This is a genomic window from Pseudomonas sp. Root562, assembly GCF_001427125.1.
Taxonomy (GTDB): domain Bacteria; phylum Pseudomonadota; class Gammaproteobacteria; order Pseudomonadales; family Pseudomonadaceae; genus Aquipseudomonas.
In genome coordinates, this window is record NZ_LMGK01000020.1 from 199,502 (window position 1) to 225,295 (window position 25,794).

Here is a 25,794-nt window from a genome sequence, read left to right on the forward strand (position 1 = left end):
GGCCGACCTCATCGCTGGCAAGCCAGCTCCCACAGGGATTTGTGTTGACCACTAATCTTGTGGACGACACAAAACCTGTGGGAGCTGGCTTGCCAGCGATGGGCGCACCTCGGTCTACCCCCCAGGCGCCAACTCGAAAAACGCCTGAATCAAACGCAAATCCCGCCGCCGCTCCATGCACCCCATCATGTGCCGGTTCACCAATCCTTCGCCAATGATCGGTACCGCCGCCACCCGCGGATCATGGCTGACCTCCACCGACGACACCACGCCGACCCCCAACTGCGCCGCAACCGCCTCGGTCACCGCTTCGCGACTGTCCAGCTCCAGCAGCACCCTTGGGTTGACCCTGGCCTGGGTGCACGCCTCATCGAACGTGCGCCGGGTAATCGAACTCGGCTCACGCAACACCATGATCACTTGATCCAGTTCCTTGAGCGGCACGCCTTGGGTTCGATGCGCCCACGGGTGCCCATCGGGCACCAATGCACAGATGCGTGATTCGCTCAGGGCTTGCAGATGCAGGCCCTTGCGCGGCTCGACCTCGGTCAGCACCGCCACGTCGGCATGTTCGGACAATAGCGCCGCCAACGTTTCCTGAGCATTGCCCAGGCGCAAATTCACGGTGATCCCCGGATAACGCGCACGCAGGCTGGCAAGCATCGGCATGACCATGTGCGGGCCGTCCGCCGCCACTTCCAGACGCCCGGTCAGCAACTGCCGGTTGGCCTCCAGCATCACCTGCGCCTCGTCCGCCAGGCCAAACATCGCCCGGGTAATCGCCGCCAGTTTGGTGCCCTCTTCGGTCAGCTCCACCCGTCGTGCGGTACGGCGCAGCAGCGTGATCTGGTAATGCTCCTCCAGCGCCTTGATATGGCCGGTCACCGCCGGCTGGCTGATGAACAGGCGCGCTGCCGCTCTGGTAAAGCTGCCCTCTCGGGCCACGGCATCGAAGGCGCGAAGCTGGAACAGGTTCATGAATAACTCTCACTGATGGCTGGCATAACAACAAACAATTTGATTGATAGTCCGGCAAATTGCAATTTAGGCACCAACGCTTCATCCCATCGAATGCGAGGACACGAGAATGAGTATTGCCGCCCCTATCCTGCTCACCCCTGGCCCGTTGACCACGTCGGCCCGCACCCGCCAGGCAATGATGGTTGACTGGGGTTCATGGGATGACCGCTTCAACCAACTGACCGCCAGCCTCTGCGAGCAACTGCTGGCGATCATCAACGGCGCCGCCACTCACCACTGCGTGCCACTGCAAGGCAGCGGCACTTTTGCCGTCGAAGCGGCAATCGGCACCCTGGTGCCTCGCGATGGCAAGGTTCTGGTGCTGATCAACGGCGCCTACGGCAAACGCCTGGCGAAAATTTGCGAAGTGCTCGGCCGCTCGTTCAGCACCTTCGAAACCGCCGAAGACGAACCGACCACTGCCGCCGACGTCGACCGTCTGCTGCGGGCCGATGCCGGTATCACCCACGTTGCACTGATCCACTGCGAAACCAGCACCGGCATCCTCAACCCGCTGCCCGAAATCGCCCAGGTCATCGCGCAACACGGCAAACGTCTGATCATCGACGCCATGAGTTCCTTCGGCGCCTTGCCGGTCGACGCTCAACAGATCCCGTTCGATGCACTGATCGCCGCCTCGGGCAAATGCCTGGAAGGCGTGCCGGGCATGGGCTTCGTCTTCGCTCGCAAAGAATCCCTGGCCAGTGCCGCCGGCAACTCGCATTCGCTGGCGATGGACCTGTATGACCAGCACACCTACATGACCAAGACCGGCCAATGGCGCTTCACCCCGCCGACTCACGTGGTCGCCGCCTTGCATGAGGCCCTGCTGCAATACAACGAAGAAGGCGGCCTGCCGGCCCGACACGAGCGCTACGCCGCCAACTGCCAGGCATTGATGCAAGAGATGAGCAAGCTGGGGCTGCGCAGTTTCCTGCCAGCGGCGATCCAGGCGCCGATCATCGCCACCTTCCACGCGCCGAAAGATCCACGCTACCAGTTCAAGGAATTCTACGAACGGGTCAAGGCCAAGGGCTACATCCTCTACCCGGGCAAACTGACTCAGGTCGAAACCTTCCGCGTTGGCTGTATTGGCCATGTTCAGCCGGCCGAAATGCGCGAAGCCGTGGCCGCGATTGGCGAAGTGCTGCGTGAGATGGAAGTGTTGGAGATTTAAGTCACACCACATTCCCCTGTGGGAGCGGGCTTGCCCGCGATTGCGGCCTGACATTCACCACTGATGTCGACTGACACACCGCCATCGCGATCAGGCTCACTCCTGCATTGAACCGTATTGCCAACTCAGGAATTTAATTGCCATGAACTACACCAACCCAACCACGCTGCAAGCCGCCATCCTCGACTGGGCCGGCACTGTCGTCGACTTCGGTTCGTTCGCGCCGACGCAGATCTTCGTCGAAGCCTTCGCCGAGTTCGATGTCCAGGTCTCCATCGAAGAAGCCCGAGGCCCGATGGGCATGGGCAAGTGGGATCACATCCGCACCCTTTGCGATCAACCGCAAGTCGCCGAGCGCTATCGCAAAGTATTTGGCCGCACACCGACTGACGATGACGTGACCGCCATCTACCAACGTTTCATGCCGCTGCAGATCGAAAAAATCGCCGAGCACTCGGCACTGATTCCCGGCGCTCTGGACACCATTGCCAACCTGCGCCAGCAAGGGATCAAGATCGGCTCCTGCTCCGGCTATCCAAAACAAGTCATGGATAAAGTCGTCGAACTGGCCGCCACCAACGGTTACGTCGCTGACCATGTCGTCGCCACTGACGAGGTACCGAATGGACGCCCATGGCCCGCTCAGGCGCTGGCCAACGTGATTGCCCTGGGCATCGACGATGTCGCAGCCTGCGTAAAAATCGACGACACCGTACCGGGCATTCTCGAAGGCCGTCGCGCCGGCATGTGGACCGTGGCACTGATTTGCTCGGGCAATGCACTGGGCCTGGACTACGAAGGTTATCGCGCACTGGCCAGCGACAAACTTGCCAGCGAACGCAAGCGCATTCATGCATTGTTCGAAGGCTCACGCCCGCACTACATGATCGATACCATTACCGACTTGCCGGAAGTGATCGCCGATATCAATAAGCGTCTGGCCAACGGTGAGATGCCGCAAAATCAATAAAGAAAAGCCGTAGTACTCAGCAGAGTGCTACGGCTCTTTTAAAACTTGAACTATTGCAATATCAATTAACGTTCATCGCCACCGAGAGACATGTAACTCTCAACGTCATCCGAATCTTCAATATTCAGTGCTTGAAGTTCATCCACTGGACTCGCGGCATCTTCCACTTCCTCTTGTTCGACAGAACCTGGCTCTTCGTCAATCGCTGGTTGCCCAAGATCTTGCGTCTCGTCGATGGGCTCGGCCAGGCCGACCTGCCGCCCCGCCGCATCAATGATAACCCCATCAGGATAGAACGTCAGGCCATCAAACTCGAGTGAGCCGTCCGCATACAAAAGGGCGCCATTGTTAAACTCCCGAGTCCCGTCGGACCACAATCTTCCCCACGTGTACTCAGTTACTTCGCCACGGACTCCATTCATGATTTCGTTCATGCTCATTCCTTTGATTACAAGATTTTAACTGCCAAAAACTGTTATTCGCTTTAAATAACGGCCATGCCCGACCAATATTAATCAACGGTCTTTATCACTCAAGCATAAAACTGAAAATACAGCACAAACAGAATCGGCCTACATCTGATCGCTCATTTTCGCCAGCGTGTGGTGACTTAACCGTCCTGACTCACTGAAATCCACGGCGTCCCTGCAAACCGCCTGTATGAACGAAGATCAGGCGTGCACCCTTTTTGAATGTGCCTGCTTCGACCTGCTGCCTGAGCACCAGCAATGCCTTGCCGGTGTAAAGCGGTTCCAACGGGATTGCGCAGGCCTGCTCTGTTTGCGTGATGAATTCGAGCAGCGACGGATCGACTTTGGCGAAACCGCCACGACTGGCGTCGAGTAATTCATAAGCCGGTTCTGTGAAACCCGCCTCCTCGAGAATCACTTCAACCTGCTGCCTCACACCATGATCGTCAGGCACCGCCAGTGCACCGTAAACCTGATGCTCCCCCGCTTCGGCCAGTACCAATCCGGCCAAGGTCGTTCCTGTCCCGCAGGCCAGCCACCAACCGTCGTAATCGCTCCAGCCCAGAGCGCTCAATTGCTTGCAGACCTGAGCCTTGAGCTGCATGCAGCCACGCGCCCCAGGCAAACCGCCGCCACCTTCCGGTACAGGTTGCAGGTCGGGATAGCGGGCTTTCCATGGCACCCAGAAATCCGCTGCATGCCGCGCCCGATAACCGCCATAACCCAGCCAGTGCAATTGCATGCCGAATGCCTGCAAGTCCCTCACCGTAGGGGTTTCCTGAGGGTGCCCACGCAACAGGCCTACGGTGCAAAAGCCAAATCGTTGGCCGGCCGCCGCCAGTGCATGCAAATGATTGGAGTGAGCCCCACCCAGGCTGATGATGCCTTTGGCGCCGGACTGTGCAGCAATGTTGAGGTGTTCGATCAGCTTGAACCATTTGTTGCCACTGATCAGCGGATCGATCTGGTCCAGACGCAGGATCGCGACTTCGATGCCGGCTGTGGTCAGCCAGTCGAGGTGGAGGCGTTGGAGAGGGGCTTCAGGGAGCCAGTCGCTAAAGGAGAAATGCATCGCTGCCGGTTCTGGGTAAAGAGCCAGCATTCTAGTCGCTCAAAGGCAGCCATCGCGAGCAGGCTCGCGATGGCCATGGGTAGGCTAAACCTGCAAATTACAACTCAGCCGCCAACCGCGAACCCTGATTGATCGCCCGCTTGGCATCCAGCTCCGCCGCGACATCCGCGCCGCCGATCAGGTGCACGTTCTGGCCCGCCGCCAGCAGACCATCCTGCAGCTCACGCAGCGGGTCCTGCCCGGCGCAGATCACGATGTTGTCCACCGGCAATACTTGTGGCTCACCGGTTTCACCGATGCGAATGTGCAGGCCTTCATCGTCGATCTTCAAGTACTCGACGCTATTGAGCATTTGCACCTGCTTGTTCTTCAGACCGGTGCGGTGAATCCAGCCGGTGGTCTTGCCCAAGCCGTCGCCGACCTTGGATTTCTTGCGTTGCAGCAGGAATACATCACGGGCCGGTGCATGGGGTGCAGCCTTGATCCCGGCCACACCGCCGCGCGCTTGGAGGTGTGTGTCGATGCCCCACTCTTTCCAGAACTCGTCGCGATTCAGACTGGTGGCCTGGCCCTGGTGAACGAGGAATTCCGAGACGTCGAAGCCGATGCCGCCGGCACCGATCACTGCTACGCGCTTGCCTACAGGCTTGCGTTGCAGAAGCACGTCCAGGTAGCTCAAAACCTTGGCGTTCTCGACGCCCGGAATCGCCGGAGTCCTTGGCGCGATCCCCGTCGCCAGGATGATCTCGTCGAAACCGCCCTCAACCAGCTTCGCCACATCCACGCGAGTGTTCAGGCACACCTCGACGTTGGTGGTCTGCAATTTGCGAGCGAAATAACGCAGGGTCTCGAAGAACTCTTCCTTGCCCGGCACACGTTTGGCCACGTTGAACTGACCGCCGATCTCGCTGGCCGAATCGAACAGCGTCACCTGATGGCCGCGCTCGGCTGCCACGGTGGCGGCGGAAAGCCCCGCAGGACCGGCACCGACCACAGCGATCTTCTTGACCTGCCGGACCGGCACGTAGTTGAGTTCGGTTTCGTGGCAGGCACGCGGGTTGACCAGGCAACTGGTCAACTTGCCGCCGAAGGTGTGGTCCAGGCACGCCTGGTTGCAACCGATGCACGTGTTGATTTCATCAGCGCGGCCTTCAGCAGCCTTGTTGACGAAGTCCGGGTCGGCGAGGAACGGCCGCGCCATGGACACCATGTCGGCATCGCCTTCGGCCAGGATCTGCTCGGCCACTTCCGGGGTATTGATGCGGTTGGTGGTGATCAGCGGAATGTTCACCGAACCGCGCAGCTTGGCGGTGACTTTGCTGAATGCCGCACGCGGCACCTTGGTGGCGATGGTCGGAATTCGCGCTTCGTGCCAGCCGATACCGGTGTTGATGATCGTCGCACCCGCCTGCTCGATGGCCTTGGCCAATAGCACGATTTCGTCCCAGGTACTGCCGCCCTCGACCAGATCGAGCATCGACAGACGGAAAATGATGATGAAGTTCGGGCCAACGGCCTCACGCACCCGACGGACAATTTCCACCGGCAGGCGCATGCGGTTTTCGTAGCTGCCGCCCCAGCGGTCGGTGCGGTGGTTGGTGTGGGCCGCGAGGAACTGGTTAATGAAATAACCTTCCGAACCCATGATTTCGACGCCGTCGTACTCGGCCTGTTGCGCCAGGGTCGAGCAGGTGACGAAATCGCGGATCTGTTTCTCGATGCCTTCCTCGTCCAGCTCTTTAGGCTTGAACGGGTTGATCGGCGCTTGAATGGCGCTCGGCGCGACCTGCTTCGGGCTATAGGCGTAACGGCCGGCGTGGAGAATCTGCATGCAGATCTTGCCGCCCGCCTCGTGCACCGCACGGGTAACGATCCGGTGCTTGAGCGCTTCTTCCTCGGTCGTCAGCTTGGCCGCGCCAGAGTAAACGCCACCCTCATCGTTCGGGCCGATACCGCCGGTGACCATCAGGCCGACCCCACCCCGGGCACGTTCGGCAAAGTACGCCGCCATGCGCTCGAAACCACCTGGTTTTTCTTCAAGGCCGGTGTGCATCGAACCCATCAGGGTGCGGTTGCGCAACGTGGTAAAACCCAGGTCCAGCGGGGCCAACAGGTGCGGGTAATGAGCGGCGGTCATCGGTAACTCCACAACGAGCGATCACGGAAAAGTGTGAGCGCTCTTTGGCGCCCCTCTGTCATGGGTTACAGACTATGAGCAGTCCAGCGGCCGCTCAATGACCGAAACTGACAACTTAATGATCGAAATGAGCAGCAGGTCTTGGCGAGAGCCGGCAAGCCCCTACCCTCGGCACCGAGCCCATCATGAGTTTTCACTTCGATTGGAATTCTTTTCATTAAGAATGGAATCAGCTAGCTATAGCCAGATATCCGTGGAGCGGCGCTGAACAGCTCCGCTCCGAAGCGCACCCCCAGCTTGGCGATACTCTACGCTGATGCACGACCTGAGCGACTTTGGCAAGATGCCGCCCCCCCCCCCCGGGTACTGCGCACAACGCATTCGATACACCTAAAGGTTTCCGTAGTAGTTACTAGAAACTTTTGGTTTACACAGCCTTTTGCAATTACTGCCTCCCTACCCTTCAGTGGTCATTAGAAAATAAAAAGAGGTCATTTGTTTTTAAATCGGGCAAGCAAATCCGCTCTGTTTGCGACAGGCAGTAATCGGCCCAGGCCGTTAGCGCCTTCATCAAGTGGCGGGGGCCGATGATTTTCATGACCCGTTTCAAGTTGTAGGCGAGCACATCCAAGCTCATCTCCGCGCTTACCGCGGCCAGCTTTCGCGTCAGGAGGTGCGTTGCACCCACCCATTATTTGAGCGTCCCGAAGGGATGCTCAAACGTCCGATTTCGGACTCGCTTCATCTCTGGCGCTTTGCTCAGCCGAAGCTGCATTTCCTCCAATACTTCTTCATGCCCCCAGCGTCGAACTCGGCGTTCCGTGCTCGGTGTGCACTGAAATTCAACGTGCAGCCATGGCATTTCGAACTCCAATAACGATGCAACTTCAGGCCTTTTTCAACGTAGGAATAGTGCCAGATCAGCGACTCTCCAGCCGGACAAATGTATTCGTTTTTTACCAAGTCATAGATGAAGGCATCGTTATTGAAACGCCCGTCACCCTTGGCTCCAGAGGTCATCGGCTTGGGCACATAGGCGATGATACTTGCATCGTGACAAGCCAGAATTTGTTCGCTTTTGAAATAAACTCGGTCCGTCACCACCGAAAACGTTTCTGACGCTATCGGCTCGCGAGCCTGCTTGGCCATCGAGCTGAGTTGATCACGGTCGGAACCGACGTTGGTCACCTCGTACGCAACGATCAAATGGTGCTGAATATCTACCGCTGTCTGCACGTTGTAGGCCACTATTTCCGCTGTACCTTTCTTGCGTTACTTGCCGGAGTACCGACACGTTACACCTCGTGCAATCAACACGAAAAATCTGGTGGGAGGGTTTCTTATTCATTTCAAAAATTCAGCATTGCGTCTGCTCCAGGGCCCATTCTTTCTCAGCCAGCAGACAGTCAACCTGTTGTCTTTTGTATAGCTCGGCCAAAATTGGCTCTTTGGCAGACCGAGTCGGTCGACCAAAAGTGTTCTGGAAGATCATTCTCCTGACATTGATTGGCGTGGTGCTCACCCTAGTGAACAACCTCTACTCCTTCGTCATTGGCACAACTGACTTTCACCTTCGGTTTTTTTGGCTCTTATGCCATTGCCAGCAGTTGGATTGGGCGATGTGCGAAGACTGCAAAAGGACAAGCAACTTCCCTTTATCAAATTTTCTTCTATGCAGGTGCCAGTCCGGTGGGTACTTGGGAAGGAGCTTTTGGCAGCATGCTCACTGGCTGGGTGTGGGGCTGTTCATCGCTGGCCTGCTGACTGTTTTCCTTCTGTTCTCACTGAAACTCGCTCAAGAGGCGGCCCGCCAAACCTGACGCTCAACCCACAATCACAAAGGAAGAGGCCTGTCCTGAACGACCCGTTTCATAACCAGCGTCGAGGTCAGACGTTGCACGTTGGGAAGCGTCGAAAGACTCTCATCGTAGAGCCTTTGAAACGCAGGCAGATCCTGAGTGATGACGTGCAACAGGTAATCGGGTTCGCCAAATAATCGTTGAGCGTCGACCACTTGAGGGATATCAACAAGTGCTCTCTCGAATGCCTCGACCGCTTGCATGTCACCTTCACGCAACGTGGCAAATACCATGGCGGAAAAGTTAAGGCCTAATGCGCCTGGATCAAGCTGTGCTCGATAGCCAAGCAGCACACCCGACTCCTCCAGTGCGCGTACCCGTCGATGGCAAGGGGAAAGGCTTAACCCAACGCGCTCGGCGAGTTCGGTGACTGAAAGGCGACCGTCCTTTTGCAGTTCAGAAAGAATCTTGCGATCAATCCTGTCCATTTAGAAAAATCTCCCCACTAATAGCGACTAGCTGATTATCTTTGGAAGTAAATTCTAACAAGAATTCATTATTCTTCCTTGCACCAATAATTACCGGAGCGGGACGATGCAGTACGCGGGATGTCAGCAGCAGGGGTGGATAGCACCATGACCTTGAGCGTTTTCGTTGCCTTTTGGGCAGTGTCGATTTTATTCGTCATAACCCCGGGCGCAGATTGGGCCTATGCAATTTCGGCAGGCCTAAAGGGCCGAGTGGTCATACCCGCCGTGGGTGGGCTGTTGTCCGGCCATTTGATCGCAACCATGATTGTTGCCGGCGGTGTCGGCACGCTGGTGGCCAACCACCCCACTACCTTGACCGTACTGACCGTTGCCGGGGCGGGCTATCTACTTTGGCTGGGCCTGAATATGCTTGCGCACCCCGCTACACCACACTCTGATGAAGTTCAGACATCGGGATCCTGGACGCGCTGGGCGATCAAGGGGCTTTGCGTGAGCGGGCTGAATCCGAAGGTGTTCCTGCTGTTCCTGGCGCTTTTACCGCAATTCACCGACGCCACCGCTGCCTGGCCTGTGCCGATGCAAATGATTGCGCTGGGGCTCATCCACACCTTCAGTTGCGGCGTGATCTATCTGCTGGTCGGATTTGGCTCGCAGGTGGTACTGCGGGCACGTCCAGCTGCAGCTCAATTCGTCAGTCGTTTTTCCGGCGCGGCCATGATCATCATCGCAGTCATTCTGCTCAGCGAGCAGATGTTCAGTTAATCCAATTTTTCCGCGAGACCACATCATGAGCGATCAGCCTTCGCCGTATGGCAACGCCCAACCGGCGACCCGAGTGCGAATTCCGCACCTGAAACAAATGAAAATGGAGGGCCAGAAATGGGCGATGCTCACTGCGTATGACATGTACACCGCAGCCATTTTCGAGGAAGCGGGAATACCCGTCCTGTTAGTCGGCGACTCTGCATCCAACAATGTCTACGGTAATGAATCCACGCTATCGATCACCGTTGACGAAATGATCCCTCTGATTCGTGCGGTCAGCCGTTCGACCCGACGGGCACTGGTGATCGCCGATCTTCCATTCGGCTCCTATCAGGCATCTGCGGAACAGTGCTTCCATACAGCGGTGCGCTTCATGAAAGAAGGCGGTGCGCATGCGGTCAAACTTGAGGGCGGGATCGAAATGCTGCCGCAGGTCGAGAAGCTCGTGAACTCAGGCATGCCGGTCATGGCGCACATTGGCTTTACCCCTCAGATGGAACATCAGCTGGGCGGTTACCGCGTCCAGGGCCGAGGCGAAGATGCGCAGCGCCTGATTGATAGTGCCAAAGCGCTTGAGGCCGCTGGTGCCTTTGCTGTTCTGATTGAGATGGTGCCTGGTGACGTCGGTCGAGCGATCACGGAAGCCATTTCAATTCCGACTGTCGGGATTGGCGCGGGTAAGCATTGCGATGCCCAGGTGCTGGTCTGGCAGGACATGGCCGGACTGCGCGGCGGCCGTCTGCCGCGATTCGTCAAACAGTACGCAGATCTTCGATCAGTACTTCACTCGGCAGCGAGGGACTTTGCGCTTGAGGTGAATGCTGGAACATTTCCAGGCCCTGAACATACTTTTCAGGCCCTGCCCTCACCGTCCAGGGAGTTGTGATGAAAAGTCTAAGAGAGCGTGCAGCCGAAGGTCTTGAGGTCGGAGACCGATTCACGGTAGTCCGCTGTTTTACAGAGGACGATATTTGCCGATTCGCGCAAATCTCTCGCGATTACAATCCGGTTCACTGCGACACACGCTACGCAGAGTTGCGTGGGTTCAAGGCCCCCATTGCCCATGGCTTGCTGACGGCCAGCCTCGTCACCGAAGTGGGTGGGCAAATTGGTTGGCTCGCTACAGGAATGAGTTTCGAGTTTAAACGTCCCGTGTATGCGGGAGACGAGATCACCTGCCACTGGCTCATCGTTGATATCGATGAGCGCGGTCGCGCAAAAGCAGAAGTCAGAATACTGAACGCAGAGGGCATTACAGTGCTGGAGGCGAAGACGACTGGCGTACTGCCTGGGACTGAGGAACGTCAGCGCTTGAAGCAGATGCTCGCTGATGGAGATCCAACCAATGGAGTCAAACACTTTGTCGGGTGATTGCTTGCCATCGATGGGTGGGTGTCAGACTTTAGCTGCTGGGTACCGACTGCGGCTGCACAGGGCGCAGCCCGTCGGCACCATGTCTTTCATTTCGCTAAGTGTTATCGCCGAGATGGGCCCCGACCCTCCCACAAATTCGCCGGAACACATACGGCTCCATCCAACAACAACCTTGCCGTTCGCATCAGCCCGCAACTGACCAACTGGCCATTGTGCAGACGCAGTTCCACGGTGAACTCGCCCATCGAGTGTTCAACCGAAACTTGCTTTACGTCTCCATCCTTCACCCTGGCCAGACGTGAAGCCACACTGCCCTCGATCAAGCAGGCAGCGGCAACACTGACCGCACCGAACACCCCAATGCTGGTATGGCAACGATGAGGGATGAATGTACGGGTGCTAAGCGCCCCACCGGCTTGTGCCGGTGCAATCAGGCACATTTTGGGCACGTTGCGCTGACTAACATCGCCGAGGTTCATGCGCGGGCCGGCCTGCACGCGGATCGATTCAAGGCGGGCTTTCAACTCAGTATTGGCATCCAGTTGTGCCGGACTCTCATAGCCGCTCAAAGCGAGGTCTTCGGCTCGGATCAGCACCACTGGCATGCCATTGTCCACGCAAGTGACTTCAACGCCGTCGAACAGATCCACTGCATTGCCAGTCGGCAACAAAGCACCGCAACTGGAGCCGGCGACATCCTCGAACTCCACGATCAACGGCGCACCACCGCCGGGAACTCCGTCGATTCGCGCATCACCGGTATAGCAAACGGCACCATTGGGGGTAGGCACATGCGCAATCGCAATCTGCCCGGTGTTCTCCATGAAGATACGCACCGGAGTCACATCCCCCGTCACATCCACCAGTCCGCGTTCGATGGCGAACGGGCCGACACCGGTGAGGATGTTGCCGCAGTTCTGGCCATAATCGACTCGCGGCTCCTCCACCAACACTTGGGCAAACAGGTAATCAACATCAGCTTCGACACGCGTGGACGGCTTAATGATCGCCACCTTGCTGGTCAGCGAGTCGCCACCACCGATGCCATCGATCTGGCGCGCATCAGGCGAGCCCATGACGGCCAGCAAAACGCGGTCTCGCAGTGCCGACGCCTCTGGCAAGTCTTGAGCAAGGAAATAAGCCCCTTTCGACGTCCCCCCGCGCATCAACAGGCAAGGAATGCGTGTCTGGCTCATGCTCAATCTCCGAGATCGTCAAGACTGTCGACGTACCGCAACCCTTTTTCAGCGAGGCGTGCACGCATGTTGTAGATGTCCAGCCCCAATTCGCCCTTCGCCAAGCGCAAGGCCTTTTGCTCTTCCAGATCGGCACGCGCTCGACTGGCTTCGACAACCTGGGGCACTTCGCCGCGACGCACAATAACCACACCATCGTCATCGGCTACCACCACGTCACCAGGGTTGACCAACTGACCGCCGCATACCAGTGGCAAGTTGACCGAACCAAGGGTCTCCTTGATCGTGCCCTGAGCACTGATGGCACGAGACCATACCGGGAACCCCATCTCGCGCAGCGTGTGGGTATCACGCACGCCGGCATCGATCACCAGGGCGCGCACGCCGTGAGCCTTGAGCGAAGTGGCGAGCAGGTCGCCGAAGTAACCGTCGGTGCATGGCGAACTGGGGGCGACCACCAGGATATCGCCGGGGCGGCACTGCTCCACCGCCACATGGAACATCCAGTTATCGCCCGGCGCCACCAGCACCGTGACCGCCGAGCCACTGATCACTGTACCTCGTTGTATTGGTGTGATCGAAGATGTCAGCAGGCCTTTTCGCCCCTGAGATTCGTGGACGGTCGCGACACCGAAGCGCCGCAATTCATCGACCAACACCTGGTCGGCCCTGGCGATGTTGCGCACGACAACACCGGTTTTTCCGATCAACTCGCTCATCCCAGATTCTCCGTCACGCGCGGGAAGATGCTTTGGTAGCCCTCGCCATAAATGATGTCGCGGCTGGAGGTGATCCCTACGTTGCGCTTGGCTTGCACACCACGCTGCAGGGCAACGCGCGTGTAGTACTCCCAGAGGTGTTCCTGACCGGCCATGCACTGGATGGCGGCGTACTTTTTGTCCCAGACCGAAGTGATGTCCAGTAACACGTCAGGGCGCCATTCGCATTGCTCGGGCTGGTGAGGTTCGAAGCTGTAGACCGGTGGTGCGCCGACGATTTTCTCACCCGGTTTGTAGCCTTCGGCCTGGGCGATGATACGCGCCTCTTGGGTCAGGTTCATGGCAAGCGGGTGATCGTAGTTGTAAGGGTCTTTCAGCGAATGGCTCAACACGAATTCTGGCTGAACCCGGCGGAACACATCGGCCAGGCGGAACAGCGTTTCCTTGTCGGCACGCATCGGGTAGTCGCCGATATCGAAAAACTCGACACTGGCACCCAGGATATCGGCGGCGGCCTGGGCCTCTTCGCGGCGAGCGCTTTTGACTTTGTCTTCGCTCATCTCGCCCTTGCGCCACAGCTTGGCGGACTCACCGCGTTCGCCGAAGGACAAGCAGACGATGTGCACGTTGTAACCCTGCTGTGCATGCAGCGCGATGGCACCACCGGCACGCCAGACGAAATCGGCAGAGTGTGCGCTGACGACCAGCGCGTTTTTTGGTGATTCGTTCATTGCGGATTCTCCTCCTGCGTTTCGAAAGAGCATCGCACCGCGAACCACTGAGGTAGAAATGCGTTAGAGTTTTCGAGGTATGCTTTTTTTTTATTGTCTACAGCCAATGGGCGATGCATAGTCAGACTTAAACATCGATATGCAGAGCACGCTCCCCATGGAGACCAATGAACTTCCCAGCCTGATGCAGGTGCGAGCCTTCGTCAGAGTCGCCGACCATGGCAGCGTTTCGAAGGCTTCTGTGGCCCTGTTCCGGGCGCAGTCGGTGGTCACCCGGTCTATTTCCGAATTGGAAGCCCGGCTGGATATACCGTTGTTTGAACGTCATGCCAACGGTATGCGTTTGACCGATTACGGTGCGCGGCTATTGCCTCGGGCGCGTCGGGTACTGGCCGAGCTCGAAAGCGTGCCACGCTTACTAGGTAGTGGGGAGAAGCGTGCTGTCGAACCGCTTTACCTGTTCCAGAACAGGCGCCTGCAAGTTTTTGTCAAACTTTGTGAAACCCACCATATGCAGACTGTTGCCAGCTTGCTTGGTCTGAGCCAGCCGGCGATCAGCTCGACCATCAAGGTCATGGAAAATGGCTGTGCCCAATCATTGTTCGAGCGTACACCTCGCGGACTGCAGCCGACGCGTGTCAGCCATGAAATCCTCTTTCCGATCCGTCGGGCGCTGAACGAGTTGCGCCATATCGAGACCGATATCACCGCAATGCGCGGTGACCTGCAAGGCGTGGTACATGTCGGTGCCCTGCCCTTGGGTCGTACGCGTATTTTGCCCGAGGCCATCGTGCGCTTGATGGCCGAACACCCTGCGACCCAAGTTATCACCAACGAAAGCCCATTCGATCTGCTGGCGACCGAGTTGCGAGCCGGCGATGTGGACTTCATTTTTGGCGCCCTACGGCCGCAGGCCTACGCCAGCGACCTGAGCGGCGAAGTGTTGCTCACGGAGGAAATGGTAGTGGTGGCGCGGCGTGATCACCCGCTCTATCTAAAAACGGCTTTGCAAGATGAGCTTAGCGCCGCCCAGTGGGTACTGCCTCGCGCCGGATCGCCCGCCCGGCAGATGCTCGACGAGTGCTTCACCCGGTTCGGGATTGCGCCGCCCCGACCGATGGTGGAAAGCGGCGATATGTCTATCATTCGTGGACTGTTATTGCGTTCGGACATGCTCGCCGCAGTGTCCACTCACCAGCTGGAACATGAGATTGCCTCGGGCGAATTGTGCATCCTGCCGCTGGAGCTGAGGCAAACTACCCGGGCCATCGGCCTGACTTATCGTAGCGGCTGCCTGCACTCTCCGGTGGCTCAAGCCCTGATGGATACGATTCGCCGGGTAATCCTTGAGGCAGGCAGTGGTTCAGGCCCGTCACCAACCTAATATGTGCCTGGAGCACTGCTTCGCGAGGAGGCTCAATGAAACAGTTTGAGTTTGCCCATTTACGGGGAAACTACCAATAGTCACGTGCGAAAGCGTCCTACCAGCCCGCTTAACTCCTCCGCAAGCTGTGTCAGCTGCTTGCTGGCAGTGTTCGTTTGTTGCGCACCTTCCGAAGATTTCGCCGACAGGTCGCGGATTGTGAGGAGATTGCTGTCCACTTCACGCGCCACCTGCGCCTGTTCTTCCGCTGCGCTCGCGATCACCAGGTTGCGCTCATTGATCTGGCCGATGGCAGCGAATACTTCTTCCAGCACTACACCGCTCGCTTGAGTCATGTTTAGCGCCACCTGTGCTTTAGACGAACTAGCATGCATAGCTCCAACCGCCTGTTCGGCTGTGCTCTGCACGCTAGCAATGATCTGTTCGATTTCACGAGTCGACTCCTGCGCCCGGTATGCCAGCGTCCGTACCTCGTCGGCCACCACCGCAAAACCACGTCCGGCTTCACCGGCGCGTGCTGCTTCAATGGCAGCATTGAGCGCCAGTAGGTTGGTCTGTTCGGAAACCGACCGTATTACGTCCAGCACTTTGCTAATGTTTCGCACTTCATGAGCCAGATTTTGAATGCATTCGGCGCTGCCCTGGATATCGGCTGTCATCGATTGGGTTCCCTCGATATTCTCGTGGACTTGCTGACGGCTCTTTTTCGAAAGGTTGTCGGAGGCAGCGGCCGTTTGCGAAGTCGACACGGCGTTACGAGCCACCTCTTCGATGGCGCTCGTCATTTCGTTGACTGCCGTGACGGCCTGTTCCAATTGCTGGTTCTGCTGCTGAAGCCCACGATTGCTTTCTCCTGTTATCGCATTCAGTTCTTGTGCAGCTGACGCCAGTTGGGTCGCGGAACCGGTGATCAGATCCAGGGTGACGCGCTGGCTGGTTTGCATGCGATGAAGCTCGACGAAGAGTTCGCCAATTTCGTTGCGGCCAGGAACGGTCACAGGCTGAGTGAGATCGCCACCTGCGATACGTCGAAAATGTTGACCTGCATCGCGCAAGGGCCGCAATACACGGGTAGCGATAAAGACCCAGCACAGGATGGCCATGGCCAATGTAATAACGCCCAGTGTAGCTGCCACGGTCTGCGCCATTTTCAGCCGGTCAACTGATTGCACAATGATCTGCTTGCTTCGTGTTTCCAGCTCGCCAACCAGCTTTAGGCGTACCGCCTGCAGCTTGGCCATGCCATCAACGGCCGCATTATTTGACTCAATGTAATCTGCGGCCGACAAAGCACGCACCGCTGCGCGCTGGCCGACAACGGCAGCCCCGAACTTGTCGAAGCAGACCTTGAGTTCGTCGGCCATACCCTTGAGCAACGGATCTTTAATGGCGTCGGCGGCAGCGTTGAGCTTGGCGATACTTTCCACCCAGATACCCTCGCTACGCAACAGACGCGCTTGTGCATCCTCAACCTGGCCGCCCATACTTTCTATGAACGCCGAAGAGACGTTAGCACTGGTTCGGGTAGCCAATAGCAGCGAATTGTTTACGCCGTCGATGACAATAGTGGCGCTGTTCAACTCGATGATCTCGTCGTGGCTGGTGACTGCCGCCCGCCAACTGCTCAGGGTCAAGAAGAGCAATGCCACGATGAAGAGTACGAGCACCGTGATCATACCGGTGCGGATTTTAAGATCAGGGAACATTTGACGAGCTCCAAGTAGTGACTGCGGCTGAGCAGGCTCGCACCCTCAGGGGATTGAGGCCGTACACGACTTCGTGAACGACAATGGTCACCTGTGGGGCGAATCTGCTTGCCAAGGCGTTAGAGCAGGCTCAATGGATAGCTGATGATCAGACGGTTCTCATCAAACTCATTACTGCTGTAGTCCCGACGAATGCTGGAATTACGAAGGCGCAAGTTGAGGTTCTTGAAGGTACCGCTCTGCACGGTATAGGCCAGCTCGGACTCACGTCCCCACTCCTCGCCATCGGTGATGCTGCCTGTGTGCACGTTTTCCCCGCTGATGTAGCGGTTCATCAAAGTCAGGCCGGGGATGCCAAGGGCAACGAAATTGTAGTCGTGGCGCAGTTGCCAGGATTTCTCTCGGGCGTTGTCATAACTGTTGTTGAAGCTATCGTTGGCCAGGGTACCGCCGCTGGTGCCGTTGACCCGCATCCATGCGTTGTCACCGGTGAGCTTTTGTAGGCCGACGTAGAAGGTATTGCCACCGTACTTGGCCGAGAGCAGCGCTGAGGCGGTGCGGTTGTCTAGGTCGCCGGCGCGGGCACTGCCGTCCTCGCGCCCCCAGAAGTAACCCAGGTTTGCCCCCAGCGTCCAGGCGCCGAGCGGTTGACTGTGTACCAGTTGCAGATACTGTTGCTGATAGATGTCCTTTAGCTCGGCATTCCACAGGCCAATCATGGTGCGCTTGTCGTTAAAGCTGTATTCACCGCCGACGAAGTTGAAGCGATCGGACGTGAACGCGGTTTTCCCCTGCATGAACATGTCGTCCATGCTTGAATCGTTGCGTGGGCTGTTTTGCCGGAACTGACCGCCGTACAGGGTCAGGCCATCGATATCCTGCGAGGTGATCTGGCCGCCACGGAAGGTTTGCGGCAGCGAACGGCCATCGTCGGAACGCAGGATCGGCAATACCGGCATCCACTCACCGACCTTCAGTTCGGTTTTGCCCACTTTCATTTTCCCGGCGACCGCCAAGCGGCCGAAATCATCGGCAGGACGCCCATCGCTATCGAGTGGCAATAGCTGCGTACCACCGGTGCCCTGCCCACCATCAAGCTTGACCGAATAGAGTCCCAACACATCTACGCCAAATCCCACCGGGCCCTGGGTGAAACCCGAACGAGCATCGAGGATAAAGCTCTGCGTCCACTCTTCGGCCTTGCCTTGCGGGTAAGCCGGATTGGTAAAGTTGCGGTTGATGTAGAAGTTGCGCAGGTTCAGATTCGCGCTGGCGTCATCGATGAAACCTGCGGCCTGAACTTCCAGAGGTGCCGTACAAGCAACAGCCAGCGAGCAAGCGATTCGGCGATTAACGGTGATTTTCATTGTTATTGTTTTCCGATTTTTGGGTAAAGAAATGCCCTGCGCCCTTATTTGCCGGGCACACTGGGATCAAGCGAAAAATGGGTGATGGCGACCCGGAAAAGGTCGCCGAGAACTAACGGAGCGATCGCCCCTGAGGATCAGCGAGAGGTTTTGCCCGCCACCGAGTACAGCACCTGCTGGTTGCGGGTCTTCATAAACTCCTCAAGGGTCTGCCCACGCATTGCTGCGTAGACCTGCAGATTTGGAATGCCGAGCACAGCAGCGAGTTTTTCCAGCACAAAGAAAATCGCCCCGTACTGGATCAGACCGCGCCAGTCACGACGTCGCAGCAGATCGCATTCCTCTTCGCTCAAGCCACCCTCCTCGTACAGCGCCTCCGGTGCCTCAAGAAATCGTTGGCGCCATTGCGGCTCGATCATCCGGTGCAGGAATTTGTTCAGGCGATAGCCCTTGGCGCTGCGCTCCAAGGTGAACGGGTAGGTGCCTTCCAGTTTTTCGATACCCGCCAACTGATGCTGCATATGCTGCAAGTGACGCGTCGTGACTTCGACGGGCACCTCCCTGTCCTGATTCTCCAACAACAGCGTGGCGATACCCGTCATGGACGGCAGGTAGTAGTCCTGATGCAGGTTCTTCACCGTGGCCGACAGCGCACCGCGCATGATCAGCCAGGTGATGACTTCAGAGCCTTCCATTCCGCCGAGGGTGGCGTACTCGGCATGGGTGATTTCGGTCAGGCGCACCGGGTCATTGACCAGCAGATCAACAAATTGCTCATCCCATTGCGGGTTATTGAAGCCGCAACGCTCGCCATGCACCTGATGGGACACCCCACCGGTCGCGACAATGGCCACCTTTAGATCTTCGGGATAGCTTTCAATGGCACGGCGCAAGGCCTGGCCCAGCTTGTAGCAGCGCAGGGCACTGGGAATCGGGAACTGCAACACGCCGACCTGTAGCGGCACGATTTCTACCGGCCACTCAGGTTCGCACGGCAAAAGTGCAGACATCGGCGAAAAAAAGCCATGATCCAGTGGTTTGTCACGGAAGAAACTCATGTCGAATTCATCGGCCATCAGACTTTGACCAATGTGCCGCGACAGCGCCGCATGTCCGCCAACCGCGGGCAGCAAGCGCGGATTACCGCCCTCATCCGCCACCTCGTAATGCTCATCGACTCCCAAGGAGAACCCGCCATAGTGGTCGAAGAAGAACGAGGTCACATGGTCGTTGAAGATGTAGAACAACACATCCGGTTGTTGCTCCTTCAGCCAGACTTTGATCGGTTCGAAGCCTTCGAAGATCGGCGCCCAGGCCGCCTCATTCTGTTTTTCGTGATCGACGGCAAAGCCGATGGTTGGTGTGTGCGATACAGCGAGGCCACCGATGATGCGTGCCATGATGAGTTCCTTTGTTCGAAGTAAATTATTGCGTCAGCAAAGCCTTATTTACCCGTCGCCGAGCATGACCGTTGGCCAGGATTGCCAGTGCAGCGATGAAAGCTGGCACGCTCAGCAGGGTGAACAGCAACGGCAGACCTAACCCGAGGCTGAGCACTGCACCACCGATGAGAGAACCAAAGATAGCCCCGAAGCGACCGATCCCCAGCATCCAGCTCACACCCGTAGCGCGAAAATCAGTTGGGTAGTAGCCGGGAGCAAAAGCATTGAGTCCGGTCTGCGCACCGCTCATACAGAATCCAGCCGCCACTACGCCGAATGCCAACAGACTTGACTCGAGACTGAATGCTCCCAGTAGCAGGATGAACGCACCGCCCATCGCGTAGGCCGTTGCAATCACACGGTTTGGATTACGCCGATCCATGGCCCAGCCGACCACAATTGCGCCGACCGTTCCGCCGATCTGGAACAGGCCAGTAATAGTCGCCGCGCGCTCGATGGACAGACCACCTTCGCGCAAAAGCGTCGGCATCCAGCCCATGGTCAGGTAGATCACCAACAGGCCCATGAAATAAGTCATCCATAGCGCGACGGTGCCAAACCGGAAGCCCTCGCTGAAGAGCATGCGCACGGGCGCCTTATGCTGAGCCTGAGGCTCGGTCATGGTGAATTTTGTGGTGGCCGAAAAGGTGCCACCCAGTTTGTTCAGCACTCGGGCGATCTGGCTGGCGGGGGCATTACGCGTTGCCAGGAAACGTGCGGATTCGGGCAACAGCAGCCAGAGGAACGGCAACAACAGCAGCGGCAGGATTCCACCAGCCAGGAGCACCGATTGCCAGCCGTGGTGCGGAATTAGCCAAGCCGCCAAAAAACCGCCCAACCCCGACCCCATGTTGAAACCGGTAAACATGATGGTAATGAACAACGACCGGTTGCGCTCTGGCAGGTACTCGGAAAGCAGTGTTGTGGTATTGGGCAGCGCTGCGCCCAAAGCCACACCCGTCAACAAACGCAAGGCCGCCAGTTCGTAAGGATTGCTGGCAAATGCACAAGCAAGACTCAACAAACTGAAACCAGTAACGGCGAACAGCAGTATTTTTTTGCGCCCTAGGCGATCAGCATAGGGGCCAGCCGTCAGGGCGCCAATGGCCAACCCGACCATGCCGGCACTCATGACTGGGCCAAAGGCCGCTTTGGACAGGCCCCAATCTTGAATGAGCGAAGGCGCGATAAAACCCATGACCGCGACGTCAAAGCCATCGAACAGCACAATGAAGAAACACAGGCTCATGATGAGCCACTGATAGCCGGCAACCGGGCGGTTGTCGATCCACGCTTTGATATCGACCGTTTCGTGACGCATGCTTTTCACCTTCTTATTTTTGTAGACCATCCGACAGGCTCGGGAATGAAAAGACCTTTTCACTCAGTCGGATACTAGGCATGACTGTAAAGCCGCAAGTGCTCGCCCCGCCTCTAGGAAATCCTTAAGCAGGTATCGGTTTTTCTTATCGGGCACGCAAGGACGGCGTAATCAACGCAATGGTTCGCAAACAGCTAATCAGTGCCAGCATGATCACAGGCACCAGCGTATTGTTTCCCGCGCTGCCTGCTTCGGAGAGCGTTTTGGATGTCTTCGTGGCAACCGACTCTTCCGGCAACTTCAGCATCGCAACTCAACAGGCAATCTATGAGCACATGAAATAAACAGGCGCTCTAATGCTGCTTGGTTATCGCTGCCCCATGAGCAATTGCGCGAATGGCGCTACAACACCACAGCCCTGGAGTGACGAAACCGCATTTGCGCAGATGGTCGCAGGTGCTGCGTGCTCGCACTGTGTTTATCCCTTTGCCAACCGTCGCGCCAATCGCGAGAAGTTGCAGGCGCAGGATAAGCCAAGTTTCTGGCTGGCGGCCCGCCGCCAGCATTAGGCCAAGTTCTTCTTGCCCGATTCTCGGCACGGGTCGCAGATTCAATCACCCACGTTGTTTGCTAGAGAAGCTGACACAAAGCTCAAAATCACCCGATAAAGAAAAACGATACCTGCTTAAGCATTTCCCACAGGTGTAGCAGAGACCTGCGGCCTACAGTCAGCCCCAGCGCTAGGCTATTAGGCAGTCCAGCTCTGTAGTTTTTTTTTACAACAATAAGAAGGTGAAAGCATGAGTCACGAAACAGGTTTCAGCATGAGCGACAACGATGTCAACACGGGGTCGACGTTGAACTCAGATAAGCAGAATCTGAGAACTTTAATTCGCGCCGGTGTGATTGGCGGCCTGACTGGCGCGGTAATCATCTGGATTTACGAGGCCCTGATTTGGGTTGGGGTACAACATCTGATGCCGCTCGCCGGCATTCCGCGTAACGCGACAGGTCTCGTGTTCGGCAAGGAAGTTCAAGAGGCGCTCGGCCCATGGGCCTATCTTCTCGGCACTGCGATTCATTTTTTCTTCGCAATCGGATGGGGCGTCCTGTTTGCTCTCATCTGGCCGTATTTCCGCCGCCGTGGATATGAAGCGACTTTCATCGCGTTGTTCTACGCCATCATCGCGTGGGTCGTGATGCACGTGGCTATCGCCATTGCTTCGGACAATCATCCAAATTACTACGACCCTGTCGTCATCATTGGCGGCTTCATGTCGCACTTCTTCTTCACGGTATCACTCGCACTAACCGTGAAGAGGTTGATGGCGTCGTGCCCGGGCGCGTAGTTCGGAGCACCCGTTAAGACTGATCTATCGGTAGCTTGAAAGCGTTCGACCTTCAGGCGGCGGAGAACCGGGTTTTCGCCTTGCGCCGGTTCACCGCCCCTGAAGGAAATGTCCTTAAGTAACAGCTTGATCTGTTTGGGCCGTTGATACGACGCCAGGTTCTCTCGGCTTACTCTTCCGGGCCCGATTACCTTGAGTCCGGCAGCAAACATCCCATAAGGTCATTAGTTACAGAAAGAAGTCGACCGTTGTCGCTTCCCTACCCACTCGATCATTCCGCTCCCCATTACATCTAGAGAAAACATTCAATCTCTGCGCAACAGAGCCTTGTGGTACTTGCTTGAGACTTCTTACTGGCAGTCTCGATCAGCTCTGAAACTCTTCAGCCAAGAACTCTGTCTGACCTTGCTGCTTCTGCTGCTTATGCGGTAGCGGTTGAATCGCGGTGATAACAGGCGTGCCTGTCTGGGGGCACTTCAACAGTACACAACTCACTCCGTAAAGCTCTTCAATGAGAGCAGAAGTCACGACTGTGTCTGGAGCGCCCTCAATCACAATACGCCCCGCCTTCATTGCCACCAGATGGTCTGCATATCGGCACGCGCTGGAAAGATCATGCAGAACCATGACCACCGTCTTGCCGGCATTGGTCAGTTGGCGAACGAGCTCAAAGACTTCTATCTGGTGACCCAAATCCAGCGCTGAAGTTGGCTCGTCCAACAACAGCAAAGGCGTGTCCTGGGCGATTGCCATCGCAATCCAGGCGCGTTGTCGCTGTCCACCGGACATGGATTCGAGCGCACAGTCTGCCAACTCGACAAGGTCTGCGGCGTGCAATGCATTTTCTACGATCAGTTGATCCTTGGAGCTCCACTGGCGCATCAAGCCCTGATGCGGTTGCCGGCCAAACCGGATGAGCTCATTCACGGTTATCCCCTCTGGCGCACTTGCGTCCTGAGGTAGCAGGGCCAATAACCGGGCTACGTCGCGGGTTGGCAATGAACCAATTGGCAGACCGTTGAGCAAGACGGCGCCACTGCGTGGTTTATTGAGCCGCGCGAGGCCAGCGAGCAAAGTGGATTTGCCACAGCCATTGGGGCCGACGATGACCGTCACCTGTCCTTGCGGAATGTGCAAATTCAGGCCATTGACCACCATGCGTCGTCCGTACCCGAGATACAGATCGCGCGTTTCCAGAGTGGCCATGGCGTCGCCGATGCACGGTAACTCGAATCGCTTCATTGGACTCTCCGATCAGGTTGGCGCAAAACAATCCATATCAGATAAGGGCCGCCAATGATGGCCATCACGATACCGACAGGCACCTCTATGGGGGACAGGATATTGCGACCTGCACAGTCGGCGACCACCATCAGCAGCGCCCCGCTCCAGGCCGAGTTCAAAACCGGAACACCACGCTGCCTGGCAAGATAACGCGCTATTTCCGGTGCGATCAGCGCCACCAGTCCTACCGGGCCGGCCACCGCTACGCCTAACGCTGTAAGCCAAACAGTCGCCGCCAACGTCGTCATGCGCAAAGCGCCCAGGCGCACGCCGAGGCTGATAGACACCCGTTCAGAAAAACCCATCGCAGCCAACTGGCGCCCCAGCAGACAGGCCCAGGGCAAGCCAAAGAGCAATCCTGCCGCGAGCGCCCTAATGGCAACGGCCGACGTCCCATTCAGGCTGCCTACCGTCCACGGGTAGGCGCGATTGGCAGCGTCTATAGGGGCCTGGGAGAGCATGAGATTTGTTAGTGCGCTGAACATCGCGCCGACGCCGATACCCGTAACGATGAAACGATAGCCCCGTGAACCCGACCCAGACGCCAGAGCGAACGTCAAAACAGCTGCAGTGGCCGCTCCGGAAAGAGCCAGAATCGAGGGCAACAGGCTAGTGGACGTTGCCACGATGGAAGCCACCGCAAAAGCCGTGGCGCCATTGTCCAATCCGACAATTCCAGGAGTAGCCAGTCGATTGCGCGCCAAGGTTTGCATCAGGCAGCCGGCGGCGCCCAACGCGGCGCCGGTCAACACAGCCGCGAGTATCCGCGGCATTCGAAGCGTATTGATCAGTAACCGGCTGACAGCATCTCCCTGGCCTGCCAGGACGAGCAGCGCGTCCTTGACAGGTATTGGCCGACTGCCACCGAAGGTCAGTGAGACCAGACAGGCGCATGCCAATAGCAGCAAAAGAAGTGCTCCCGCGACAAACGAACGGCGCGATACCAGCTGAGTCCAAGGGCCTAGGTGCAACAGCCAAAAACCGGCGGGAGCCCTATGTGAGGGACGACGTACGACCATTGATTTCATAGGATCGGCAGACGCTGCGCGCGCACCGTTGCTATGAGTACAGGCGCGCCAATGAAAGCGGTGACGACCCCGATGGGCAATTCATAAGGGCTTACCAGCAGGCGTGACACGATATCGGCACCCAGAAGCACCGAAGGGCCGAGCAACAGGCTTAACCAAAGTGTCTGGCGAATGTCGCTGCCCACCATTCGGCGAGCCATGAAGGGCACGATAAGCCCCAGAAATCCAATCGGGCCAGCTGCGGCATTGGCCGTTCCGACCAGCATCGCGACCACGATCAAAACCCCCAGACGCACTCGCTGTGGATGATGGCCAAGGCTGCTGGCCAACGCCTCTCCCAAGGCCAGCGCCGCCAATGGGCGAACCAAAGGTAGCATCAATATCAGTCCGCAAATCAGGCCCGGTAGCGCTGCGTAGAGTGTTTCGACAGGCCGACCAGCCAGAGAGCCAATCACCCAAAAACGCATTTCGTCGGCAGTACGCTGATCCCGGAGCAGCAACAGACCACTCAGGGCGCTGAGAAACCCGGAAAACGCCGCACCAGCCAAAATCAGGCGAACGGGATCACTGCCTACCCCACGAAGCCGGCAGACAGCCATGACCAGCAAACAGCCGATTAATGCGCCGACCACGGCAACACTGAAAGCGAGAGATGAGGCCGAAGCGCCTAGACTAATCGCCACGACCACTGCAAAGGATGAACCGGCGCTGACACCTAGAAGTCCAGGCTCGGCCAAGGTGTTTCGGGTGACGGACTGCAATAGCATGCCTGCTGCGCCCAACGCGATTCCCACCACGACGGCAAGTTCGGTACGCGGCCAACGCAGGCCATAAATGACAAACCTGGATTGCTCATCCCCCTGCCCGAATAGGGTTTCCAAACTTCGCCAGGCGCCGACATCACCCGCACCGATCAGTAGGCTGATCAGGCACAGCAGCACCAACCCGACGCCAGCTACCGACAACATGGGTGCGAGGTGTCGCGAACGCTC

22 protein-coding genes and 1 pseudogene are annotated in these 25,794 nt (G+C 57.5%); 7 read left to right on the forward strand and 16 right to left on the reverse strand.

Features of this window, described 5'->3' with window-relative positions:
• Positions 1-114: 114 nt before the first annotated feature.
• Positions 115-978: a LysR substrate-binding domain-containing protein gene (locus ASD60_RS14605; protein ID WP_056854677.1), complete on the reverse strand. Its 864-nt coding sequence runs from the start codon at positions 976-978 to the stop codon at positions 115-117.
• 109 nt (positions 979-1,087) lie between these two features.
• Here ASD60_RS14605 and ASD60_RS14610 point away from each other — a divergent pair, with 109 nt between their 5' ends.
• On the forward strand, positions 1,088-2,197 hold the full coding sequence (locus ASD60_RS14610) for a 2-aminoethylphosphonate--pyruvate transaminase (RefSeq protein WP_056854678.1): 1,110 nt from the start codon (positions 1,088-1,090) through the stop codon (positions 2,195-2,197).
• Positions 2,198-2,339: 142 nt separating this feature from the next.
• The gene (gene phnX, locus ASD60_RS14615; RefSeq protein ID WP_056854679.1) at positions 2,340-3,167 is read left to right on the forward strand and encodes a phosphonoacetaldehyde hydrolase; all 828 of its coding nucleotides are present in this window, start codon (positions 2,340-2,342) and stop codon (positions 3,165-3,167) included.
• A gap of 65 nt (positions 3,168-3,232) precedes the next feature.
• Here the strand turns inward: phnX and ASD60_RS14620 are convergent, their stop codons facing one another.
• The 5 genes and pseudogenes from ASD60_RS14620 to ASD60_RS14650 all read right to left on the reverse strand — a co-directional run bounded on the left by ASD60_RS14620 (position 3,233) and on the right by ASD60_RS14650 (position 9,133).
• Entirely contained in the window at positions 3,233-3,601 is a 369-nt protein-coding gene (locus ASD60_RS14620) for a hypothetical protein (RefSeq protein WP_056854680.1), read from the reverse strand.
• A 190-nt stretch (positions 3,602-3,791) separates the two neighbouring features.
• Positions 3,792-4,709: a 1-aminocyclopropane-1-carboxylate deaminase/D-cysteine desulfhydrase gene (locus ASD60_RS14625; RefSeq protein ID WP_056854892.1), complete on the reverse strand. Its 918-nt coding sequence runs from the start codon at positions 4,707-4,709 to the stop codon at positions 3,792-3,794.
• Between the two features lie 97 nt (positions 4,710-4,806).
• Positions 4,807-6,846: an oxidoreductase gene (locus ASD60_RS14630; protein ID WP_056854681.1), complete on the reverse strand. Its 2,040-nt coding sequence runs from the start codon at positions 6,844-6,846 to the stop codon at positions 4,807-4,809.
• A gap of 553 nt (positions 6,847-7,399) precedes the next feature.
• Positions 7,400-8,097 (reverse strand): annotated as a pseudogene (locus ASD60_RS14640) (transposase); the annotation flags it as partial.
• Between the two features lie 583 nt (positions 8,098-8,680).
• Positions 8,681-9,133: an Lrp/AsnC family transcriptional regulator gene (locus tag ASD60_RS14650; RefSeq protein ID WP_056854684.1), complete on the reverse strand. Its 453-nt coding sequence runs from the start codon at positions 9,131-9,133 to the stop codon at positions 8,681-8,683.
• A gap of 147 nt (positions 9,134-9,280) precedes the next feature.
• Between ASD60_RS14650 and ASD60_RS14655 the strand changes: the two genes are divergently transcribed.
• The 3 genes from ASD60_RS14655 to ASD60_RS14665 are packed head-to-tail and all read left to right on the forward strand — an operon-like array spanning position 9,281 to position 11,272.
• Entirely contained in the window at positions 9,281-9,898 is a 618-nt protein-coding gene (locus ASD60_RS14655; RefSeq protein WP_056854685.1) for a LysE family translocator, read from the forward strand.
• Positions 9,899-9,923: 25 nt separating this feature from the next.
• The gene (panB, locus tag ASD60_RS14660; protein ID WP_056854686.1) at positions 9,924-10,787 is read left to right on the forward strand and encodes a 3-methyl-2-oxobutanoate hydroxymethyltransferase; all 864 of its coding nucleotides are present in this window, start codon (positions 9,924-9,926) and stop codon (positions 10,785-10,787) included.
• Positions 10,787-11,272 carry a MaoC family dehydratase gene (locus ASD60_RS14665; protein WP_056854687.1) on the forward strand — a complete coding sequence of 162 codons (486 nt, stop codon included), beginning with the start codon at positions 10,787-10,789 and terminating at the stop codon, positions 11,270-11,272. Before panB ends, ASD60_RS14665 begins: the two co-directional genes overlap by 1 nt.
• Before the next feature lie 104 nt (positions 11,273-11,376).
• On the opposite strand, the gene ASD60_RS14670 is transcribed toward ASD60_RS14665, so the two are convergent.
• Genes ASD60_RS14670 through galB form a run of 3 tightly spaced genes read right to left on the reverse strand, consistent with a single transcriptional unit; the run spans position 11,377 to position 13,921 of the window.
• Positions 11,377-12,471 (reverse strand): 4-oxalomesaconate tautomerase, encoded by a 1,095-nt coding sequence (locus ASD60_RS14670; protein WP_056854688.1) that lies wholly within the window; start codon positions 12,469-12,471, stop codon positions 11,377-11,379.
• Positions 12,472-12,473: 2 nt separating this feature from the next.
• Complete coding sequence (locus ASD60_RS14675) at positions 12,474-13,190, reverse strand: 4-carboxy-4-hydroxy-2-oxoadipate aldolase/oxaloacetate decarboxylase (RefSeq protein ID WP_056854689.1); 717 nt, start codon at positions 13,188-13,190, stop codon at positions 12,474-12,476.
• Positions 13,187-13,921: a 4-oxalmesaconate hydratase gene (gene galB / locus ASD60_RS14680; RefSeq protein WP_056854690.1), complete on the reverse strand. Its 735-nt coding sequence runs from the start codon at positions 13,919-13,921 to the stop codon at positions 13,187-13,189. Before galB ends, ASD60_RS14675 begins: the two co-directional genes overlap by 4 nt.
• Before the next feature lie 157 nt (positions 13,922-14,078).
• On the opposite strand from galB, the gene ASD60_RS14685 reads away from it, so the two are divergent.
• Positions 14,079-15,305: a LysR family transcriptional regulator gene (locus tag ASD60_RS14685; RefSeq protein ID WP_056854691.1), complete on the forward strand. Its 1,227-nt coding sequence runs from the start codon at positions 14,079-14,081 to the stop codon at positions 15,303-15,305.
• Between the two features lie 80 nt (positions 15,306-15,385).
• Here the strand turns inward: ASD60_RS14685 and ASD60_RS14690 are convergent, their stop codons facing one another.
• The 4 genes from ASD60_RS14690 to ASD60_RS14705 all read right to left on the reverse strand — a co-directional run bounded on the left by ASD60_RS14690 (position 15,386) and on the right by ASD60_RS14705 (position 21,141).
• Entirely contained in the window at positions 15,386-17,011 is a 1,626-nt protein-coding gene (locus tag ASD60_RS14690; protein WP_056854692.1) for a methyl-accepting chemotaxis protein, read from the reverse strand.
• Positions 17,012-17,130: 119 nt separating this feature from the next.
• Complete coding sequence (locus ASD60_RS14695) at positions 17,131-18,378, reverse strand: OprD family porin (protein WP_056854693.1); 1,248 nt, start codon at positions 18,376-18,378, stop codon at positions 17,131-17,133.
• Between the two features lie 137 nt (positions 18,379-18,515).
• On the reverse strand, positions 18,516-19,778 hold the full coding sequence (locus tag ASD60_RS14700) for a gallate dioxygenase (protein WP_056854694.1): 1,263 nt from the start codon (positions 19,776-19,778) through the stop codon (positions 18,516-18,518).
• 25 nt (positions 19,779-19,803) lie between these two features.
• Positions 19,804-21,141: an MFS transporter gene (locus tag ASD60_RS14705; RefSeq protein WP_056854893.1), complete on the reverse strand. Its 1,338-nt coding sequence runs from the start codon at positions 21,139-21,141 to the stop codon at positions 19,804-19,806.
• An 800-nt stretch (positions 21,142-21,941) separates the two neighbouring features.
• Here ASD60_RS14705 and ASD60_RS14710 point away from each other — a divergent pair.
• Positions 21,942-22,490, forward strand: a complete 549-nt coding sequence (locus ASD60_RS14710) for a hypothetical protein (protein WP_156386271.1) — start codon at positions 21,942-21,944, stop codon at positions 22,488-22,490.
• A 366-nt stretch (positions 22,491-22,856) separates the two neighbouring features.
• Here ASD60_RS14710 and ASD60_RS14715 read toward each other — a convergent pair whose 3' ends face one another.
• From ASD60_RS14715 to ASD60_RS14725, 3 genes are all read right to left on the reverse strand, one after another.
• A complete protein-coding gene (locus tag ASD60_RS14715) occupies positions 22,857-23,732 on the reverse strand; it encodes an ABC transporter ATP-binding protein (protein WP_156386272.1) in 876 nt (291 codons plus the stop codon).
• On the reverse strand, positions 23,729-24,682 hold the full coding sequence (locus tag ASD60_RS14720; protein WP_330219572.1) for a FecCD family ABC transporter permease: 954 nt from the start codon (positions 24,680-24,682) through the stop codon (positions 23,729-23,731). The genes ASD60_RS14715 and ASD60_RS14720 overlap by 4 nt, the downstream gene beginning before the upstream one ends.
• A 116-nt stretch (positions 24,683-24,798) precedes the next feature.
• Positions 24,799-25,770, reverse strand: coding sequence for an iron ABC transporter permease (locus ASD60_RS14725; RefSeq protein WP_156386273.1), 972 nt, complete (start codon positions 25,768-25,770; stop codon positions 24,799-24,801).
• Positions 25,771-25,794 lie beyond the last annotated feature (24 nt).

Excerpts from the sequence above, each read along its gene's own strand:
- galB (WP_056854690.1), bottom strand. The coding sequence starts at position 13,921 with ATGAACGAATCACCAAAAAACGCGCTGGTCGTCAGCGCACACTCTGCC.
- ASD60_RS14710 (WP_156386271.1), top strand. The coding sequence starts at position 21,942 with ATGAGTCACGAAACAGGTTTCAGCATGAGCGACAACGATGTCAACACG.
- ASD60_RS14630 (WP_056854681.1), bottom strand. The coding sequence starts at position 6,846 with ATGACCGCCGCTCATTACCCGCACCTGTTGGCCCCGCTGGACCTGGGT.
- ASD60_RS14675 (WP_056854689.1), bottom strand. The coding sequence starts at position 13,190 with ATGAGCGAGTTGATCGGAAAAACCGGTGTTGTCGTGCGCAACATCGCC.
- ASD60_RS14610 (WP_056854678.1), top strand. The coding sequence starts at position 1,088 with ATGAGTATTGCCGCCCCTATCCTGCTCACCCCTGGCCCGTTGACCACG.
- ASD60_RS14705 (WP_056854893.1), bottom strand. The coding sequence starts at position 21,141 with ATGCGTCACGAAACGGTCGATATCAAAGCGTGGATCGACAACCGCCCG.
- ASD60_RS14625 (WP_056854892.1), bottom strand. The coding sequence starts at position 4,709 with ATGCATTTCTCCTTTAGCGACTGGCTCCCTGAAGCCCCTCTCCAACGC.
- panB (WP_056854686.1), top strand. The coding sequence starts at position 9,924 with ATGAGCGATCAGCCTTCGCCGTATGGCAACGCCCAACCGGCGACCCGA.
- ASD60_RS14725 (WP_156386273.1), bottom strand. The coding sequence starts at position 25,770 with ATGTTGTCGGTAGCTGGCGTCGGGTTGGTGCTGCTGTGCCTGATCAGC.
- ASD60_RS14700 (WP_056854694.1), bottom strand. The coding sequence starts at position 19,778 with ATGGCACGCATCATCGGTGGCCTCGCTGTATCGCACACACCAACCATC.
- ASD60_RS14695 (WP_056854693.1), bottom strand. The coding sequence starts at position 18,378 with ATGAAAATCACCGTTAATCGCCGAATCGCTTGCTCGCTGGCTGTTGCT.
- ASD60_RS14670 (WP_056854688.1), bottom strand. The coding sequence starts at position 12,471 with ATGAGCCAGACACGCATTCCTTGCCTGTTGATGCGCGGGGGGACGTCG.
- ASD60_RS14605 (WP_056854677.1), bottom strand. The coding sequence starts at position 978 with ATGAACCTGTTCCAGCTTCGCGCCTTCGATGCCGTGGCCCGAGAGGGC.
- ASD60_RS14650 (WP_056854684.1), bottom strand. The coding sequence starts at position 9,133 with ATGGACAGGATTGATCGCAAGATTCTTTCTGAACTGCAAAAGGACGGT.
- ASD60_RS14620 (WP_056854680.1), bottom strand. The coding sequence starts at position 3,601 with ATGAACGAAATCATGAATGGAGTCCGTGGCGAAGTAACTGAGTACACG.
- ASD60_RS14690 (WP_056854692.1), bottom strand. The coding sequence starts at position 17,011 with ATGTTCCCTGATCTTAAAATCCGCACCGGTATGATCACGGTGCTCGTA.
- ASD60_RS14655 (WP_056854685.1), top strand. The coding sequence starts at position 9,281 with ATGACCTTGAGCGTTTTCGTTGCCTTTTGGGCAGTGTCGATTTTATTC.
- ASD60_RS14685 (WP_056854691.1), top strand. The coding sequence starts at position 14,079 with ATGGAGACCAATGAACTTCCCAGCCTGATGCAGGTGCGAGCCTTCGTC.
- phnX (WP_056854679.1), top strand. The coding sequence starts at position 2,340 with ATGAACTACACCAACCCAACCACGCTGCAAGCCGCCATCCTCGACTGG.
- ASD60_RS14715 (WP_156386272.1), bottom strand. The coding sequence starts at position 23,732 with ATGAAGCGATTCGAGTTACCGTGCATCGGCGACGCCATGGCCACTCTG.
- ASD60_RS14665 (WP_056854687.1), top strand. The coding sequence starts at position 10,787 with ATGAAAAGTCTAAGAGAGCGTGCAGCCGAAGGTCTTGAGGTCGGAGAC.